General features: G+C 65.5%; 12 protein-coding genes. 11 read left to right on the forward strand and 1 reads right to left on the reverse strand.

What is annotated here, in order from left to right:
• Nucleotides 1-11: 11 nt before the first annotated feature.
• From carA to CRO39_RS02955, 7 genes are all read left to right on the forward strand, one after another.
• Nucleotides 12-1166, forward strand: coding sequence for a glutamine-hydrolyzing carbamoyl-phosphate synthase small subunit (carA, locus tag CRO39_RS02925; protein ID WP_097120355.1), 1155 nt, complete (start codon nucleotides 12-14; stop codon nucleotides 1164-1166).
• Entirely contained in the window at nucleotides 1163-1573 is a 411-nt protein-coding gene (locus CRO39_RS02930) for a four helix bundle protein (protein WP_097120356.1), read from the forward strand. The genes carA and CRO39_RS02930 overlap by 4 nt, the downstream gene beginning before the upstream one ends.
• Nucleotides 1573-4815 carry a carbamoyl-phosphate synthase large subunit gene (gene carB, locus CRO39_RS02935; protein ID WP_097120357.1) on the forward strand — a complete coding sequence of 1081 codons (3243 nt, stop codon included), beginning with the start codon at nucleotides 1573-1575 and terminating at the stop codon, nucleotides 4813-4815. Before CRO39_RS02930 ends, carB begins: the two co-directional genes overlap by 1 nt.
• 8 nt (nucleotides 4816-4823) lie before the next feature.
• Nucleotides 4824-5288 carry a transcription elongation factor GreA gene (gene greA / locus CRO39_RS02940; RefSeq protein WP_484564699.1) on the forward strand — a complete coding sequence of 155 codons (465 nt, stop codon included), beginning with the start codon at nucleotides 4824-4826 and terminating at the stop codon, nucleotides 5286-5288.
• Nucleotides 5289-5295: 7 nt separating this feature from the next.
• Entirely contained in the window at nucleotides 5296-6246 is a 951-nt protein-coding gene (locus tag CRO39_RS02945) for a phosphoglycerate mutase (protein WP_097120359.1), read from the forward strand.
• Nucleotides 6243-7964: a single-stranded-DNA-specific exonuclease RecJ gene (gene recJ / locus CRO39_RS02950; RefSeq protein WP_097120360.1), complete on the forward strand. Its 1722-nt coding sequence runs from the start codon at nucleotides 6243-6245 to the stop codon at nucleotides 7962-7964. Before CRO39_RS02945 ends, recJ begins: the two co-directional genes overlap by 4 nt.
• Nucleotides 7965-8124: 160 nt before the next feature.
• Entirely contained in the window at nucleotides 8125-11013 is a 2889-nt protein-coding gene (locus CRO39_RS02955; RefSeq protein WP_244904249.1) for a VIT domain-containing protein, read from the forward strand.
• Between the two features lie 97 nt (nucleotides 11014-11110).
• Here the strand turns inward: CRO39_RS02955 and CRO39_RS02960 are convergent, their stop codons facing one another.
• Nucleotides 11111-12322, reverse strand: a complete 1212-nt coding sequence (locus CRO39_RS02960) for an acyltransferase family protein (RefSeq protein WP_097120362.1) — start codon at nucleotides 12320-12322, stop codon at nucleotides 11111-11113.
• 156 nt (nucleotides 12323-12478) lie between these two features.
• Here CRO39_RS02960 and CRO39_RS02965 point away from each other — a divergent pair, with 156 nt between their 5' ends.
• The 4 genes from CRO39_RS02965 (at nucleotide 12479) to CRO39_RS02980 (ending at nucleotide 17751) form a co-directional block, all read left to right on the forward strand.
• Entirely contained in the window at nucleotides 12479-13375 is an 897-nt protein-coding gene (locus tag CRO39_RS02965) for a LytTR family DNA-binding domain-containing protein (protein ID WP_097120363.1), read from the forward strand.
• Between the two features lie 51 nt (nucleotides 13376-13426).
• A protein-coding gene (prfB, locus tag CRO39_RS02970) for a peptide chain release factor 2 (RefSeq protein WP_097120364.1) occupies nucleotides 13427-14552 on the forward strand; the annotation gives its coding sequence in 2 pieces (ribosomal slippage) (nucleotides 13427-13501 and nucleotides 13503-14552; 1125 coding nt in all).
• Nucleotides 14553-14767: 215 nt separating this feature from the next.
• On the forward strand, nucleotides 14768-16291 hold the full coding sequence (gene lysS / locus CRO39_RS02975) for a lysine--tRNA ligase (protein ID WP_097120365.1): 1524 nt from the start codon (nucleotides 14768-14770) through the stop codon (nucleotides 16289-16291).
• 320 nt (nucleotides 16292-16611) lie between these two features.
• Complete coding sequence (locus tag CRO39_RS02980) at nucleotides 16612-17751, forward strand: response regulator (RefSeq protein ID WP_097120366.1); 1140 nt, start codon at nucleotides 16612-16614, stop codon at nucleotides 17749-17751.
• The last annotated feature ends 2 nt before the right edge of the window (nucleotides 17752-17753 follow it).

Raw genomic sequence — 17753 nt, forward strand, 5'->3', positions numbered from 1 at the left:
AGGCGAGCCCCGTGACTCAACCCGCAATTCTCGTACTCGAAGACGGCACCGTGTTCGAGGGCGAATCCGTAGGCGCAAGCGGCCTGTCGGTCGGCGAAGTGGTGTTCAACACCGCCATGACCGGCTATCAGGAAATCCTGACCGACCCGTCCTACGCCCGTCAGCTGGTAACGCTGACCTATCCCCATATCGGCAACACCGGTTGCACCGACCAAGATGACGAAGCCGGCCAGGTCTGGTGCGCCGGCCTGATCGTACGCGATGTGCCGCGCCGCCCCAGCAGCTGGCGCAGCCAGACGCCGTTGCCCGAGTGGCTGATCGCCCGCGGCATCGTCGCCATCGCCGGCATCGACACCCGCAAGCTGACCCGGCTGCTGCGCGAACGCGGCGCCCAGAACGGTGCGCTGATGGCGGGCGAAGTCAACGTCGAGCAGGCGCTGGAAGCCGCGCGCAAGTTCCCCGGTCTGAAGGGCATGGACCTGGCCAAGGTGGTGTCCACCACCAAGGCTTACCCATGGCGCGATGGTCAGCTGGATCTGGACAGCGGCGCATTCGTGGCGGCAGAGCCCAAGTTCAAGGTCGTCGCCTACGACTACGGGGTCAAGCACAACATCCTGCGCATGCTGGCCGAGCGCGGCTGCGAAATCACCGTGGTGCCGGCGCAGACTCCGGCCGCCGAGGTCCTGGCGCTGAATCCGCATGGCGTATTCCTGTCCAACGGTCCCGGCGATCCGGAGCCCTGCGACTACGCGATTGAGGCCATCCGCGAGTTCATCGCCAGGAAAATCCCCACCTTCGGCATCTGCCTGGGCCATCAGTTGCTGGCCCTTGCCGCCGGGGCGAAGACGGTGAAGATGGGCCACGGCCACCACGGCGCCAATCACCCGGTGCAGGATCTCGACAGCGGGCGGGTCATGATCACCTCGCAGAACCATGGTTTTGCGGTCGATGAAACCAGCCTGCCGGCGAATGTCCGTGTAATCCACCGCTCGCTGTTCGACGGCACCAACCAGGGCATCGAGCTGACCGACGCACCGGCCTTCTCGTTCCAGGGCCACCCGGAAGCTTCGCCAGGTCCGCACGATGTGGCGCCGTTGTTCGATAGGTTCCTCGCATCCATGCGGGACCGGGGACCGGGGACCGGGGACCGGGGAAAGGTCCCTTGAACCCATCGCATTTCCGCGAACTGGAGGTCTGGCGCTTGGCCATCGATCTCGCCAAGGCGGTCTATGTCATGACGTCGGAGTTCCCAAGGGAAGAACGCTATGGTTTGAGTGCGCAGTTGCAGCGCGCCGCCGTTTCGATCCCCTCGAACATCGCCGAAGGCAACGCCCGGGCCTCCACCCGCGACTATGCGCGTTTCGTTTCGATGGCCAGCGGTTCGGTTGCCGAGCTGCAAACTCAGTTGACGCTGGCTACGGAGCTCTCATTGGCTGATGGGGACAGGATGATTCCCCTGATGGAAACCGCGGAGCGGGTCAGCAAGATGCTGCACAAGCTGCATCGTTCACTCATTCAACGACTGGAATCTACCGGGTCCCCGGTCCCCGGTCCCCGGTCCCGGAGCTACTGATGCCCAAACGCACCGATCTAAAAACCATCCTCATCATCGGCGCTGGCCCGATCGTCATCGGCCAGGCCTGCGAGTTCGACTACTCGGGCGCGCAGGCGTGCAAGGCGCTGCGCGACGAGGGTTACCGGGTGGTGCTGGTCAACAGCAATCCGGCCACCATCATGACCGACCCGGAAATGGCCGATGCGGTCTATATCGAGCCGATCAACTGGCAGACGGTCGAGAAGATCATCGCCAAGGAAAAGCCCGACGCGCTGCTGCCGACCATGGGCGGGCAGACCGCGCTGAACTGCGCGCTGGACCTGGCCGACCACGGCGTGCTGGAGAAGTACGGCGTCGAACTGATCGGCGCCAAGCGCGAGGCCATCATGATGGCCGAGGACCGCGAACTGTTCCGCGTGGCGATGGGCGAAATCGGCCTGGAGTGCCCGAAGGCCGAGGTCGCCAAGACCTTCGAGCAGGCGGTCGAGATCCAGACCCGGGTCGGCTATCCCACCATCATCCGCCCCAGCTTCACCCTGGGCGGCAGTGGCGGCGGCATCGCCTACAACCGCGAAGAATTCGAGGACATCGTCAAGCGCGGCCTGGAGCTGTCGCCGGTCAGCGAAGTGCTGGTCGAAGAATCCGTGCTGGGCTGGAAGGAATTCGAGATGGAAGTGGTCCGCGACACCGCGGACAACTGCATCATCGTCTGCTCGATCGAAAACCTGGACCCGATGGGCGTGCACACCGGCGACAGCATCACCGTGGCGCCGGCGCAGACCCTGACCGACAAGGAATACCAGCGCCTGCGCGATGCCTCGATCGCGGTGTTGCGCAAGATCGGCGTGGATACCGGCGGCTCCAACGTGCAGTTCGGCATCAACGCGCAGACCGGCCGCGTGGTGGTGATCGAAATGAACCCGCGCGTATCGCGTTCGTCGGCGCTGGCGTCCAAGGCCACCGGCTTCCCGATCGCCAAGGTCGCCGCCAAGCTGGCGGTCGGCTATACGCTGGACGAACTGAAGAACGAGATCACCGGCGGGCTGACCCCGGCCTCGTTCGAACCGGCCATCGACTACGTGGTCACCAAGATTCCGCGTTTCGCGTTCGAGAAATTTCCGGCCGCCGATGCGCGCCTGACCACGCAGATGAAATCGGTCGGCGAGGTGATGGCGATGGGCCGCACCTTCCAGGAATCGCTGCAGAAGGCGCTGCGCGGGCTGGAAACCGGCAAGGTCGGGCTGGATCCGACCGGGCTGGACCTGGCCAATGAGGAAGAACTGGTCGAACTGCGCCGCGAGCTGAAATCGCCAGGGCCGGAGCGGTTGTTCTACGTGGCCGATGCGTTCCGCGCCGGCATGAGCGTCGAACAGGTGCACGCGCTGTCGTTCATCGACCCGTGGTTCCTGGATCAGATCGAGGAACTCATCGCCGAGGAGCGGCAGCTCGCCAGCGATGGCCTGGGTTCGCTGGAAGCGGCGCGCTTGCGCAAGCTCAAGCGGATGGGCTTCTCCGATGCGCGGCTGGCGCAGCTGGCCGGCACCGACGAGGCGGCCGTGCGCACGCTGCGCCGCGCGCACAACATCAAGCCGGTGTACAAGCGGGTGGATTCCTGCGCGGCCGAGTTCGCCACCAGCACCGCCTACCTGTATTCGACCTATGAGGAAGAATGCGAGGCCGAGCCCAGCAACCGCGACAAGATCATGATCCTGGGCGGCGGTCCCAACCGCATCGGCCAGGGCATCGAGTTCGATTACTGCTGCGTGCATGCGGCGTTGGCGCTGCGCGAAGACGGGTACGAGACCATCATGGTCAACTGCAACCCGGAAACCGTGTCCACCGACTACGACACTTCCGACCGCCTGTACTTCGAGCCGCTGACGCTGGAAGACGTGCTGGCCATCGTCGAGCTGGAGCAGCCCAAGGGCGTCATCGTGCAGTATGGCGGGCAGACCCCGCTGAAGCTGGCGCGGGCGCTGGAAGCCAACGGCGTGCCGGTGATCGGCACCTCGCCCGATTCGATCGACCTGGCCGAGGACCGCGAGCGCTTCCAGCAACTGGTCGACAAGCTGGGCCTGAAGCAGCCGCCCAACCGCATTGCCCGCAACGCCGACGAAGCGCTGGTGCTGGCGCGTGAGATCGGCTATCCGCTGGTCGTGCGCCCGTCCTACGTGCTGGGCGGGCGGGCGATGGAAATCGTCTATGGCGAATCCGATCTGGCGCGCTACGTGCGCGATGCGGTCAAGGTCTCCAACGACTCGCCGGTGCTGCTGGACCGCTTCCTGGACAATGCCGTCGAGGTGGACGTGGACATCATTGCCGATCACACCGGTGCGGTACTGATTGGCGGGGTGATGGAGCATATCGAGGAGGCCGGCGTGCATTCGGGCGACTCGTCGTGCTCGCTGCCGCCGTATTCGCTGTCGGCCAAGACCCAGGACGAGTTGCGCCGGCAGGTGGTGGAGCTGGCCAAGGCGCTCAACGTGGTCGGGCTGATGAACACCCAGTTCGCCATCCAGTCCAACGATGACGGCGACGACACCGTGTTCCTGCTGGAAGTGAATCCGCGCGCCTCGCGGACGGTGCCGTTCGTGTCCAAGGCCACCGGCATGCCGCTGGCCAAGATCGCCGCGCGCTGCATGGCCGGCAAGTCGCTGGCCGGGCAGGGCGCCGTCAAGGAAATCGTGCCGGACTACTATTCGGTCAAGGAAGCCATCTTCCCGTTCGCCAAGTTCCAGGGCGTGGACCCGATTCTCGGGCCGGAGATGCGTTCCACCGGCGAGGTGATGGGCGTGGGCCGCAGCTTCGGCGCGGCGATGGCGCGCGCGCAGGAGGCCGGCGGCATCAAGGCGCCTGCACCGGGCAAGGCCTTCGTCTCGGTCCGCGACCCGGACAAGAAGCGCGTGCTGCCGGTGGCGCAGGCCCTGGTCGAACGCGGATTCAGCCTGGTCGCCACCCAGGGCACCGGCGCGTGGCTGCGCCAGAACGGCCTGCAGTGCGAGCTGATCAACAAGGTGGTCGAGGGCCGCCCGCACATCGTGGATCTGATCAAGAACGGCGAAATCGTGTATATCGTCAATACGACCGAAGGGCGCCAGGCGATTGCCGACTCGTTCTCGATCCGGCGCGAGGCGCTGCAACATCGCGTCACCTATTCGACTACCGTCGCCGGCGCCAGGGCGCTGGTGCATTCGCTGGAGTACCGCGGCACCGGCCCGGTCCTGGCGTTGCAGGAACTGCACAAGGAGCTACAAGGGTGAGAGCCCCATTGACGATGAAAGGCGCACAGCGTCTGCGCCAGGAACTGGATTTGCTGAAGTCGGTGAAGCGGCCCGAAGTCATCGCCGCCATTGCCGAGGCGCGCGCGCATGGCGATCTGAAGGAAAACGCCGAATACCATGCCGCGCGCGAACAGCAGGGCTTCATAGAAGGCCGCATCAAACAGTTGGAAAGCGAGCTGTCGCATTCGGAAATCATCGACGTCAGCAAGCTCAATGCCGGCTCGCGCGTGGTGTTCGGCGCCATCGTCACGCTGGCCGATGTCGATACCGACGAGGAGAAGCGCTACCAGGTGGTCGGCGATCTGGAAGCGGACATCAAGCAGGGCCTGATTGCCATCTCCTCGCCGCTGGCGCGCGCGCTGATCGGCAAGCATGAGGGCGACGCGGTCACCATCGACGCCCCCGCCGGCCAGCGCGAGTACGAAATCGTCAACGTTTCCTACGACGACTGACGCGATCATGGCCTCGGCCACGCTGCTGCTGCCTTTGCGCAGCCGGTTGCCCGGCCAGGCGCTGACGGTGGAGCTGGCGCGGGCGCTGGGCCGCGCCGATCGGTCGTTGGCCGAGGGCGGTGCGCGTGAGCAACTGCGCCGGCAATTCCAACTGCTGCCCGACCACTGGCCGGTGGCGGCGCTGACCCGGCAACTGGACAGCGACGATGCCGCGCATGGCGGCTGGCTGCGCGCCGATCCGGTAAGGATCGCTCCCGATGCCGCCGGCGCCAGGATGATGGCGCACGGCGAGGCGCTGGAGCTGACCGGAGAGGACGTCGCCCAACTGCTGCCGGCGCTGCGCCCGATGTTTGGCGATGCCGGCTTCACCCTGGACGCGCCGCATCCATCGCGCTGGTACCTGCGCGTGCCGCGCGAGGCCAGGTTGCCGGCGTTCGCACCGGTCGAGGAAGTGCTGGGCGACGATCTGTTCGCCCACCTGCCCGAGGGCGATGCCGGCCGCCGTTGGCGCGCGTTGCTGAGCGAGGCGCAGGTGACCTTGCACAATCATCCATGGAACGCGCAGCGCGTCGCGCAGGGCAAGCCGCCGGTGAATTCGCTGTGGTTCTGGGGCGGCGGCGTGCTGCCGGATTTCGTGCGTACGCGCTTCCGTCAGGTCAAGGGCAGCGAAGTGCTGCTGCGCTCGCTGGCCAAGGCCGCCGGTGTGGACGCCGATGGCGGCGACGATGGCCATATCGATGCGCTGATCGATCTGCGTCACCTGCGCAGTCTGGATCTGCTGGCACGCGATGCGCTGCAGCCGCTGCTGGCGGCGCTGGCGCGGCGCGAACTGGATGCGCTGACGCTGGACTTCCAGGACGGGGCGATCTTCCAACTGCAGCGCAACCAGCGCTGGCGGTTCTGGCGCCGGCCGCAGCCGCATCTGGATGCCACCAAGTCCGACGCCGTGCCGGCATGACCGTCAGTCCCAGTATCCGCCGCCGCCATGCCGAAATCTCCGGAGCCTGGCCGGCCAGCGTGCCGGCGCTGCTGCAACGGATCTATTGCGCCCGCGGGGCGACCGCGATCGAACAGGCGCAGCCGCGACTGGCGCAGTTGTTGTCGCCGGATCTGCTGAGCGGAATGGACAAGGCGGTCGGTCTGCTGGCCGAAGCGATCGCTGCGGATCGCCACATCGTTGTGGTCGGCGATTTCGACTGCGATGGCGCCACCGCCTGCGCGCTGGGAGTGAGAGGCCTGCAGATGCTCGGTGCCGCGCGGGTGACACCCGCAGTTCCCAACCGGATGGTGCATGGCTACGGACTGTCGCCGACGCTGGTCGAGGAGCTGGCGGCGATGCGGCCGGACCTGCTGGTCACCGTCGATCATGGCATCGCTTGCCACGCCGGTATCGCCGCCGCCAAAGCCAAAGGCTGGCAGGTGCTGGTCACCGACCATCATTTGCCCGGCGATGCGTTGCCGGCAGCCGATGCGATCGTCAATCCGAACCAACCCGGCGACAGCTTCCCGAGCAAGGCGCTGGCCGGGGTCGGGGTGATGTTCTACGTGCTGCTGGCGCTGCGGCGGCATCTGCGCCGGGCGGGGGCCTTCCCCGCTGGCGAGCCGGACCTGACCGTGCTGCTGGATCTGGTCGCAGTCGGCACGGTGGCCGATCTGGTGCCGCTGGATGTCAACAACCGGGCGCTGGTCTCCGCTGGACTGCGCCGGCTGCGGGCCGGGCAGGGCAGCGCCGGCCTGCGCGCGCTGATCGATGTGGCCGGACGCACTGCTGCCACGCTCAGCGCCAGCGATATCGGCTACGCCATCGCTCCGCGCCTGAATGCCGCCGGCCGCCTGGAAGACATGGCGCTGGGTATCGAGTGCCTGCTGACCGATGACCCGGTACAGGCCGCCGAGATCGCGCAACTGCTCAATGGCATCAATGCCGAACGCCGCGGCGTGCAGCAGCAGATGGTCGACGAGGCCGTGGCGGCGCTCGGGCAGTTCCACGTCGACGGCGATGAGCCGCCGGTGGCGCTGTGCCTGTTCGACGCCGACTGGCATCCCGGCGTGGTCGGACTGGTCGCGTCCAAGCTGAAGGAACGGCTGCATCGTCCGGTCATCGCGTTCGCGCCGGCCGAGCCGGGCAGCGACAGTCTGCGCGGATCGGCACGCTCGATTCCCGGTTTCCATATCCGCGACGCGCTGGCTGCGATCGACGCCGCCTATCCCGGTTTGATGGTCAAGTTCGGCGGGCATGCGATGGCGGCCGGGCTGAGTCTGCAACAGGCGGATTTTGCCCGCTTCGCAGAGGTATTCCATGCACGGGCACAGGCGTTACTGGATGCAAGCCTGCTGCGGGCCGAGCTGCACAGCGACGGCGAACTGCGCGGCGACGAATTCGAGCGTCTGCACGCCGAGGCCCTGCGCGACGGCGGGCCGTGGGGGCAGGGCTTTCCGGAGCCGCTGTTCGACGGCGAATTCGACGTGCTGGAATGGCGTGTGGTCGGCGAGCGCCACCTGAAGTTCTCGCTGCGCGCCGTCGGCCGGGCGCAGCCGGTCAACGCCATCCATTTCAGCGGTTGGAAGGATCAGCCACCGCCATTGCGCATCCACGCGGCTTACCAGCTGGATACCGACGATTACCAGGACCGCCGCGGCATCCAACTGGTGATCCGGCACTGGCTGCCGGTCTAGCCGGCACCGACCGGGCGAACTACCACGGCGTTCGCCGAAAGACGTGTAACCCCATCCGGACAGCCGGTCCGTTTGCTAGCCTGTCTTCCACTTCGGCAGCGGCACGCATATGACGCGGATCAAACGCAACGGACTGGCCTGGTTTGGACTATTGGCGTGGATGGCAGCTGCCTCGCTCTCTGGCGCGCAGGATCTGACTGCGCCGCGGTTGCCGCCGCTGCTGGAGGTCCATGATGGCGAATCGCCGGTCACGCTGCGTACTGCGGATGTGGACGCCACGGTTTTCGGCAGCCTGGCGCAGACCACGGTCGAGTTGGTCTTCTACAACCCGAACAACCGCCCACTGGAAGGTCAGTTGAATTTCCCGCTGCGCGACGGGCAGCGCATCACCGGCTTCGCGTTGGATTTCGAGGGGCGGATGCGTCCGGCGGTCCCCGTGGAAAAAGCCAAGGGGCAGCAGGTATTCGAGGCCATTGAGCGCCGCCAAGTGGACCCGGCGTTGCTGGAGCAGACCGCCGGCAATCATTTCAAGCTGCGTATCTTTCCGATACCCGCCCGCGGCAGCCGGCGGGTCAGGCTGCAGTACAGCGAAAGCCTGACGCAACGCGGCAGGATCAGCCGCCTATCCTTGCCGCTGGATTTCGCCCGTGGCGCCGATTCGCTTTCGCTGCGGCTGGAGGTACGAGGACAGACAGAAAAGCCGGTCGCCGAGGACACGCTGGGTGCGCTGGCATTCGAACGCGACGGCGATGGTTGGTCGGCGGAATCCCGTTTCGCGAAGTTCCGCGTCGGCGAACTGGCGGTTGACCTGCCGCGCACGTTGGAGCCGCGGGTTTACACGCAACGCATCGATGGCCAGGTCTATTTCCTGGCGGAAGTGCCGGCAGACGAAGGTTCCGCACAGCGCCGCTTGCCGAAGAAGATGGGACTGCTGTGGGACAGTTCGGCGTCCGCGCGTCGGCGTGATTTCGGCAGCGAGTCGGCCGTACTGGACGCCTACTTCAAGGCCGCAGGCGACATCGAGGTGTCGTTGATTCGGTTGCGTGATCGCGCCGAGCCTGCGGTGACGTTCCAGGTGCGCGGCGGCGACTGGCGGGCGATCAAGTCAGCGTTGCGCGAAACCATCTACGACGGGGCCAGTAATCTGGGTGACTGGCAGCCTCAATCCGGCACCGATGAGTACCTGCTTTTCAGCGATGGCTTGAGCAACTACGGCGCGCAGGCGTTCCCCGCGCTACCATCCGGCCAGCGCCTGTACACGCTGCATACTGCGGGGGCACACGCCGACGGCCAGCGCCTGCGGGCCTGGGCCGAAGGCAACGGCGGCGAATCGATCGCGTTCGATGCCGAGGGAGTTCCCGTTGCGGTGAAACGCCTGTTGAGCGAACGCCCGCGGCTGCTGTCGCACGATCTGGCCGGTGGCGAGGATCTGGTGTACGAATCCGCGGTTCCGCGCGACGGCGTGTTTCGCATCGCCGGCAAGCTGCGCGCGCTTTCCGGCGCCTTGCGCGTGGAATACCGGCATGCCGATGGTCGGCTGCGGACGCTGGAGTTGCCCATCGACGCGCGCCATGCAGCGCAGGGCGGACCTATCGGCCAGCTATGGGCGGCTTACTGGGTGGACGGCCTGTCTGGCGATGGGGAGGCCAACCGCGCGCGTATCCGTCGTCTTGGTCAGCAGTTCGGTTTGGTGACCGCCGAAACCTCACTGATCGTGCTGGAAACGGTGGAGGACTATGTACGCTACGACATCGCGCCGCCCGCTGGATGGGAGGCGCAGTTCGCGGCGCTGAAATCGGCGGACGATCGGCAGAAATCCGAGTCCGCGCACGAGCGCCTGGACTGGGTCGCGGAGGCCTTCGAGGAGAAGATCGCCTGGTGGCACAACAGGTGGCCGAAAGGCCCACCGCAGCGCTTGCTCGACAAAGCGGTGGCGGCAACTGGCGCGGAATTCGCCTCTTCGCCGCCTCCGGCACTGGCCGCACCTGCGCCTTCGATATCGTCGCCACAGGCGGCCGGTGATGCCTATCGGCTTCGGGAGCAGGCTGCCGCGAGCCAGCAAGGGACGTTGGACAGCATAGTCGTGACCGGCACCAGGTTGGCCGAAGAGGACAGGCAGGAAAGCCCGGCCAACTCCGGTGCCATCCGCATCGCACTGCAGGCCTGGCAACCGGAATCGCCCTACGGTCGCCGGCTGCGTGAGGCGGCAGCGGATCGGGTCTATGCCCTGTACCTGGATGAGCGAGACTCCTATGCCGATAGCGTCGCGTTCTACCTGGACGTGACCGATGTGCTGTTCGAGAAAGGACAGGATGACCTTGCGCTGCGCGTGTTGTCGAATCTGGCGGAAATGGAGCTGGAGAACCGCCACATCCTGCGCGTGTTGGCGTATCGGCTGATGCAGGCCAGGCAACCTGTGCTGGCGGTGCCGGTATTCGAGAAGGTCAAGCGCCTGGCCGAAGAAGAGCCGCAAAGTTTCCGCGATCTGGGCCTGGCCTACGCGGCAGTCGGCAGGACCCAGCCGGCTATCGAGCAGTTGTACGAAGTGGTGAAACGCGACTGGGATGACCGATTCGATGGCGTCACGCTGATCGCATTGGCCGAGCTCAACGCCATCATCGCCAACGCACGTCAGCGGCCGGATACGCGTGCCCTCGATCCGCGGCTGCTGAAGAATCTGCCGCTGGATCTGCGCGTGGTACTGAGTTGGGACAGCGACAACAGCGACATGGATCTGTGGGTCACCGATCCCAATGACGAGAAGTGCTACTACGGCAACTCGCTGACCTACCAGGGAGGACGCTTGTCGGACGACTTCACTGGCGGCTACGGGCCGGAGGAGTTCTCTCTGCGCGACGCCAAGCCCGGCAAATACAAAGTGGAAGCCAATTTCTTCGGCGACCAGCAGCAACTGGTGACAGGCGCCACTACGCTGCAGCTGAAGCTCACCACGCACTTCGGCACCGCCAAGGCGCAGGAGCAACTGGTGACGATGCGCCTGAAGGAAGAGTCCGAGACCGTGCTGGTCGGCGAATTCGAGGTGAAGTGAAACCCGGAGCGATAGCACGGCGCCAGTTGCGACGTTCGAACGGATGTCCCGCACGGATCGAGCGGTCGGCTCGCCGCGACCCGTGCCGGACTGCCGTTCAGCTTTCCGATACCGGCGACACCCGGGCCGTCTTCATCTGCCGAGGTTCCATCTTCAGGCCGAACAGCGGCCGCAACCAGCCGATGCGGCGGACAAGTTCGTATCCGGCAAAGCACAGGCCCAACGTCAGCACGACCAGCAATGGCCCCTCGGCCAGTGGGGGCAGGGCGAACGCCTTGAAGTGGTGGGCCAGCACCACGATGACCGTCTGGTGGAGGATGTACACCGGGAACACCGCCTGAGACAGATAGCGCAGCGCCGGGCTGTCGCCGGGCGCCAGGCGGCTCGCGAAGCCGAGGATGGCGATGATGGCGCACCACTGGTTCAGGCCCCACGCTGCCCGCATCAGCAACCGCAGCCAGTGCGCAGGCGCAACCTCGACGAAATGGCCGAAATAGGCCGTGATGGCCCACCAACTGCCCAGCCAGAGCGCCAGGGCGAGCCAGCGGAAGCGCTGCATCGCGGCCCAGATGCCTTCGCTGCGTGCGATCAGGAAACCGAGCAGGAAGATGCCGAAGTACTGGACGTGGTTGTACCAGTCATCGACCAGGGCGTGAGTGGAGTCGAAAATCCCGATCAGCGTGACGCGCGCCACCGCGAAGAACAGGATCGGCCACAGCAGGATGCCGCTCCCCGACAGCGCCCGGGCCACCGGCGCCCTGGCCGCGTCCAGCAGGCGTGGCAGCCACCTCCACAGCAGCCACAGCGCCACGGTGTACACCCACAGGTAGGCGACGAACCACAGGTGATTCCAGGTCGGCAGGATCAGGCAGCCGCCATCGGCGCCGCAGAAGCCCTGGTAGGCGCCCAGGTAGCGTCCGTAGAAGGCCAGGTAGCCTTCGTGGTAGCCGCCCGGCAACTGTTCCACCACCTGGTAGTAGGACTGCGGCGGCACGATTACCAGCATTCCGAAGATCAACGGCGGCAGCAGCCGCCACGAGCGTCCGCCCAGGAAGCGCACCCGGGTGCCTGCTGCCGTGGCCGCGCGCTGCGCCTTGCCCAGCAGGAAGGCGGTGGCCACGCCGGACACCAGGAACAGCAGCGACAGCCGCCATGGCGAGCTGAGCATCATGAACGGCTCCAGCGCCGTCCCGGCCTCGGGGCTTTTCACATGCCAGTCCCAGCTAACGTAGTACATGCCCACGTGGTACAGGACCAGCAGCCCGAAGGCGCAGACGCGGACCCAGTCCAGATCATGGCGGCGTTGCATCGAATCGTCTCCCGTCTAGTAGTGTCCGCACAGGCTCGCGACGCGGCTGCCGTATGACCACTGCGAGGGGACGGCGCGCCCTGAAACAGGGACGAATCGCGGAAGCTGGGGACGAAGCGGGACGGATGCAGAAGGTTCGAGGCTTAGAATGCGCGCATGAGCCATGCCGATTCGATGAGCTACGAACGCTACCTGCCATGGAGGCGCTGGGTCGAGATCGGCTTCTGGGTCGCGATGATCGGCGCCAACTGCGTCGGCAACAGCATCACCACGGTGATGGATTTTCGTCGCGGCGGTTCGTCCATCCAGGCGTGGGAACCGGTGGTCTGGGAGGCCAGCAGTGGCCTGATGTGGCTGTTGGTGGTGCTGCCGGCCATCGCCTGGTACACGCGCCGGTTCCCGTTCCACTGGGGGAACTGGCGGCGGCAACTGGCCGGTTATGTTGGGGCCAGTGTGGCGGTCTGCCTGGTGCATGTGGCGGGCATGGTGGCGCTGCGCATCGTCGCCTACCGGACGCAGGGCATGGGCTACGACTTCGGCCCGTGGCCACGCGAGCTGTTCTATGAGTACCTCAAGGACGTCCGCAGCTTTGTCTATATCGTCGTGACCATGGAGGGCTACCGGATGCTGCTGCGGCGCTGGCAGGGCGAGGCCAGCCTGCTGACCGAACCGGACGAGGGCCCGCCGCTGGAGCCGGTGGAGCGGCCGGAACGCTTCCTGGTGCGCAAGCTGGGCCGGGAGTTCCTGGTGGCCGCCAACGACATCGAATGGCTGCAGGCGTCCGGCAACTACGTCAATCTGCGCGTGCGCGGGCACGACTACCCGCTGCGCAGCACCATCGCCGGCATCGAGGGCAAGCTGGATCCCGGCCGCTTCGCCCGCATCCACCGCAGCTACATCGTCAACCTGGACCAGGTGGCTTCCATCGAACCGCTGGATACCGGCGATGCCCGCATCCACCTGAAGGACGCCACCGCCTTGCCCTGCAGCCGCCGCTACCGGAGCGACCTGCGGGAGCGGGTAGGGGGCGAAAACGCGGTTACAGGCGCCTGAGCGCGCCTTGCTGCTAGAATTTGCGGCCGTTTCGCACCGCTCCCCACCACCATGATCGAATTGAACCCCATCCGCCAGCGCATCGCCGACCTGCAGGAACGGCTGGTCTCGCTACGGGGGTATCTTTGACTACGACGCCAAGAAAGAGCGTCTGGAAGAAGTCAACCGCGAGCTGGAAAACCCCGACATCTGGAACAATCCCGAATACGCCCAGACCCTGGGCCGGGAACGTTCGCTGCTGGACAAGACCGTCGGCGGCATCGCCAGCGTCAGCGAGGGCCTGAGCGAAGCCCTGGAACTGCTGGAACTGGCCGAAAGCGAAAACGACGAGGACACCGCGCTGGCGGTGGTGGCCGATGTCGACCGCTACGCCGCCCATGTCGAGAAGCTGGAATTCCAGCGCATGTTCTCCGGGCAGATGGATTCGGCCAATGCCTTCGTCGACATCCAGGCCGGCGCCGGCGGCACCGAGGCCCAGGACTGGGCGGAAATGCTGCTGCGCATGTACCTGCGCTGGTGCGAATCGCGCGGCTGGAAGACCGAGCTGATGGAAGTCAGCGGCGGCGATGTCGCCGGCATCAAGTCGGCCACGTTGCGGGTGGAGGGCGATTTCGCCTACGGCTGGCTGAAGACCGAAACCGGCGTGCACCGGCTGGTGCGCAAGTCGCCGTTCGACTCGGACAACCGGCGCCATACCAGCTTCACCTCGGTGTTCGTATCGCCGGAAGTCGACGACAACATCGACATCGACATCAATCCCGCCGACCTGAAGACCGACGTCTATCGCTCCTCCGGCGCTGGCGGCCAGCACGTCAATAAGACCGAATCGGCGGTGCGCATCACCCATGTGCCGACCGGGATAGTCGTCGCCTGCCAGAACGGCCGCAGCCAGCACCAGAACCGCGACACCGCGATGAAGATGCTGGCGGCCAAGCTGTACGAACTGGAAATCCAGAAGCGCAACGCCGAGCGCGATGCGGTGGAGGCCACCAAGTCGGACATCGGCTGGGGCAGCCAGATCCGCAACTACGTGCTGGATCAAAGCCGCATCAAGGACCTGCGCACCGGCATCGAGCGCACCGACACCCAGAAAGTGCTGGACGGCGACCTGGACGAGTTCGTCGAAGCCAGCCTGAAGTCCGGCCTGGAGGCCGGAGCCAAACGTGTTGACGCTTGAGAGCGAGAAACGAGTGGAGAGGAGTGAGGAACGAGAAGCGAGAAACGAGTGGAGAGGAGTGAGAAACGAGTAAAGGCGGTACCTCTTCACTCCTCACTTCTCACTCCTCACTCCTCACTCCTCATTTCTCACTCCTCATTTCTCACTCCTCATTTCTCACTCCTCATTTCTCACTCCTCACTCCTCACCCCCCTCTCACTCGCAGACTCCCCGCCATGACCGACCAGAATCCCGCGCCGCAGACCCACGCCGACGAGAATAGCCTCATCGCCGAGCGCCGCGCGAAACTGACGGCGCTGCGCGGGCAGGGCATCGCCTTTCCCAACGATTTCCGCCGCGACGACTACGCCGGCGACCTGCAGGCGCAATACGCCGATCCGGAACTGTGGTCGGCCGAAGCGCTGGAGGCGTCGGGGCGCCAGGTCAGATTGGCCGGCCGGCTGATGGCCAAGCGGGTCATGGGCAAGGCCAGTTTCGTGCAGATCCAGGACGAGTCCGGGCGCATCCAGCTGTTCCTGCAGTCCAATGCGCTGGCCGAGGTCTATGACGCGTTCAAGGGCTGGGACATCGGCGACATCATTGCGGTCGAGGGCGGGTTGACCCGCACCCGCACCGGCGAATTGTCGGTAAAGGCCCAGTCGCTGCGCCTGCTGACCAAGTCGCTGCGCCCGTTGCCGGACAAATGGCACGGCCTGTCGGATGTGGAACAGCGCTATCGCCAGCGCTATGTCGATCTGATCGTCAATCCGGAGGCGCGCGATGTCTTCGTCAAGCGCTCCAGGATCGTCCGCGCCATGCGCGAATGGCTGGACGCCCGGCGCTTCCTGGAAGTGGAGACGCCGATGATGCATTACATTCCCGGCGGCGCTGCGGCCAAACCGTTCACCACCCACCACAACGCGCTGGGGCTGGACCTGTACCTGCGGGTGGCGCCGGAGCTGTACCTCAAGCGCCTGGTCGTCGGCGGGCTGGAGCGCGTCTACGAAATCAACCGCAATTTCCGCAACGAAGGCGTCAGCACCCGGCACAACCCGGAATTCACCATGCTGGAGCTGTACGAGGCCTACGCCACCTACAACGAGGTGATGGACCTGACCGAGGCGGTGATCCGCGATGTCGCCCATGAAGTGCTGGGCACCGGCAAGGTGGCCTGGGAAGGCAACCAGATCGATCTGGAACCGGCATTCCGGCGCTGGCGCATGGACGAAGCCGTACGCCACCACAACCCGGAAATCAGCGTTGCCGACTGCACCGACCGCGAAGCGCTGCTGCGCCATTGCGAGCGCTTGAACATTCACGTCAAGAAGGGATACGGGTGGGGCAAGCTGCTGCTGGAAATCTTCGAGAAGACGGTAGAGCACACCCTGATCCAGCCGACCTTCATCACCGACCATCCGGTCGAGGTGTCGCCGCTGGCGCGGGCCAACGACAGCGATCCCGGTTACACCGACCGCTTCGAGCTGTTCATCAACGGCAAGGAACTGGCCAACGGCTTTTCCGAGCTCAACGATCCCGAAGACCAGGCGGCGCGTTTCCAGGCGCAGGTCGAGGCCAAGGAGGGCGGCGACGATGAAGCCATGCATTTCGATGCCGACTACATCCGCGCCCTGGAGGTCGGGTTGCCTCCCACCGGCGGCCTGGGCATCGGCATCGACAGGCTGGTGATGCTGCTGACCGGCTCGGACTCGATTCGTGACGTACTGCTGTTTCCGTACATGCGCCCGGAAAGCCATGGTTGAGCTGGCCATCAGCGGCTTGCTGGTAGGATGGGAGTTGACGTTGCAGGGCCGCGGCCGCCGCGATTGGGCAGCTGCCGGGTAGAACACGCCGGAGGAAACTCGGCCTTCGGGGCCTCGATGGTGCAAATAGCGTGACAGCCATCACATTAAGTGTTTCATTCATTCACTTTTGTGAATGGCATGTTTTCTGCTTGCTTTTCACGCACGCTCAATGCGAAACCGCGCTGGCCGATAATCCCTAGGCAAGCACCCGGTTCCGCCCAGGGGCGAAGGGCACGGTGTCCCTGCACCGGCGTTCCAACTGAGAAGGCGTACGGAAAATGCTTGATGCCAGCGCAGTCAACAGCGGAGTATCCTTGCCCGATAGCCACTTGCTGTGGCCCCAAGGGGTAGGTAGCGCTTTGAACATCGTCATCGTCGACGATCAGACTTCTGCGCGCACCATGTTGCGCCATGTGATCGAGGATATCGCCTCGGAACTGACCGTGTACGATTTTGGCGACCCGCAGGTGGCCCTGGAGTGGTGCGAGCAGAACCGTACCGACCTGCTGCTGCTGGACTACCGGATGCCCGGCATGGACGGGCTGGAATTCGCACGCCGTTTCCGCCGCCTGCCCAAGCACCGCGACATCGCCATCATCCTGGTGACCGTGGTCGGCGATGAGCCGATCCGCCAGGCGGCGCTGGAGGCCGGGGTCATCGATTTTCTGGTCAAGCCGGTGCGGCCGCGCGAATTGCGGGCGCGCTGCCGCAACCTGCTGCAGCTCCGGCAGCAGTCCGAGAACGTCAAGCAACGCGCGCTGTCGCTGGAGCAGCGCCTGCTGTCGAGCATGCACGAGGTCGAGGAACGCGAACGCGAGACGTTGTCGCGGCTGGCGCGGGCCATCGAGTTCCGCGACAGCGGGACCAGCGCCTATCTGGAACGCATGGCCCACATCGCCGGCCTGATCGCCGAACAGCTGGGCCTGCCGGAAGACGACGTGCGCACCATCGAAATGGCCGCCCCGCTGCACGACATGGGCAAGATCGCCATTCCCGACTCGGTGCTGCTCAAACCGGGTCCGCTGACCGAGGAGGAGGCCCAGGTCATGCGCCGGCATCCGAAAATCGGCCACCAGCTGCTGTCCGGCAGCCAGAACCGCTTCATCCAGACCGGCGCGGTCATCGCATTGCGCCACCATGAGCGTTACGACGGCAGCGGCTACCCCGATGGCCTGGTGGGCGACGAGATTCCGTTGGAAGCCAGGATAGTGGCAGTTGCGGACGTATTCGATGCATTGGTTTCGCCGCGCCCGTACAAGAAGGCCTGGGAGAAGGATGCCGCCCTGGCCTACCTGTACGCCCAGCGCGGCCGCCTGTTCGACCCTGCATGTGTCGACGCGCTGATTCGGGGGCGGGCGCGGTTGGACGACATTTGCGATCGATACTCGACGGTGCAGAGCCGTCCAGGGATGGAGTAAGC

It is taken from the genome of Pseudoxanthomonas wuyuanensis (assembly GCF_900215535.1).
GTDB lineage: Bacteria > Pseudomonadota > Gammaproteobacteria > Xanthomonadales > Xanthomonadaceae > Pseudoxanthomonas_A > Pseudoxanthomonas_A wuyuanensis.

What these genes read in the sequence shown, in the direction of transcription:
- CRO39_RS02955 (WP_244904249.1), top strand. Translation starts at nt 8,125, where the DNA reads ATGGCAGCTGCCTCGCTCTCTGGCGCGCAGGATCTGACTGCGCCGCGG.
- carB (WP_097120357.1), top strand. Translation starts at nt 1,573, where the DNA reads ATGCCCAAACGCACCGATCTAAAAACCATCCTCATCATCGGCGCTGGC.
- CRO39_RS02945 (WP_097120359.1), top strand. Translation starts at nt 5,296, where the DNA reads ATGGCCTCGGCCACGCTGCTGCTGCCTTTGCGCAGCCGGTTGCCCGGC.
- CRO39_RS02980 (WP_097120366.1), top strand. Translation starts at nt 16,612, where the DNA reads ATGCTTGATGCCAGCGCAGTCAACAGCGGAGTATCCTTGCCCGATAGC.
- CRO39_RS02960 (WP_097120362.1), bottom strand. Translation starts at nt 12,322, where the DNA reads ATGCAACGCCGCCATGATCTGGACTGGGTCCGCGTCTGCGCCTTCGGG.
- lysS (WP_097120365.1), top strand. Translation starts at nt 14,768, where the DNA reads ATGACCGACCAGAATCCCGCGCCGCAGACCCACGCCGACGAGAATAGC.
- recJ (WP_097120360.1), top strand. Translation starts at nt 6,243, where the DNA reads ATGACCGTCAGTCCCAGTATCCGCCGCCGCCATGCCGAAATCTCCGGA.
- CRO39_RS02965 (WP_097120363.1), top strand. Translation starts at nt 12,479, where the DNA reads ATGAGCCATGCCGATTCGATGAGCTACGAACGCTACCTGCCATGGAGG.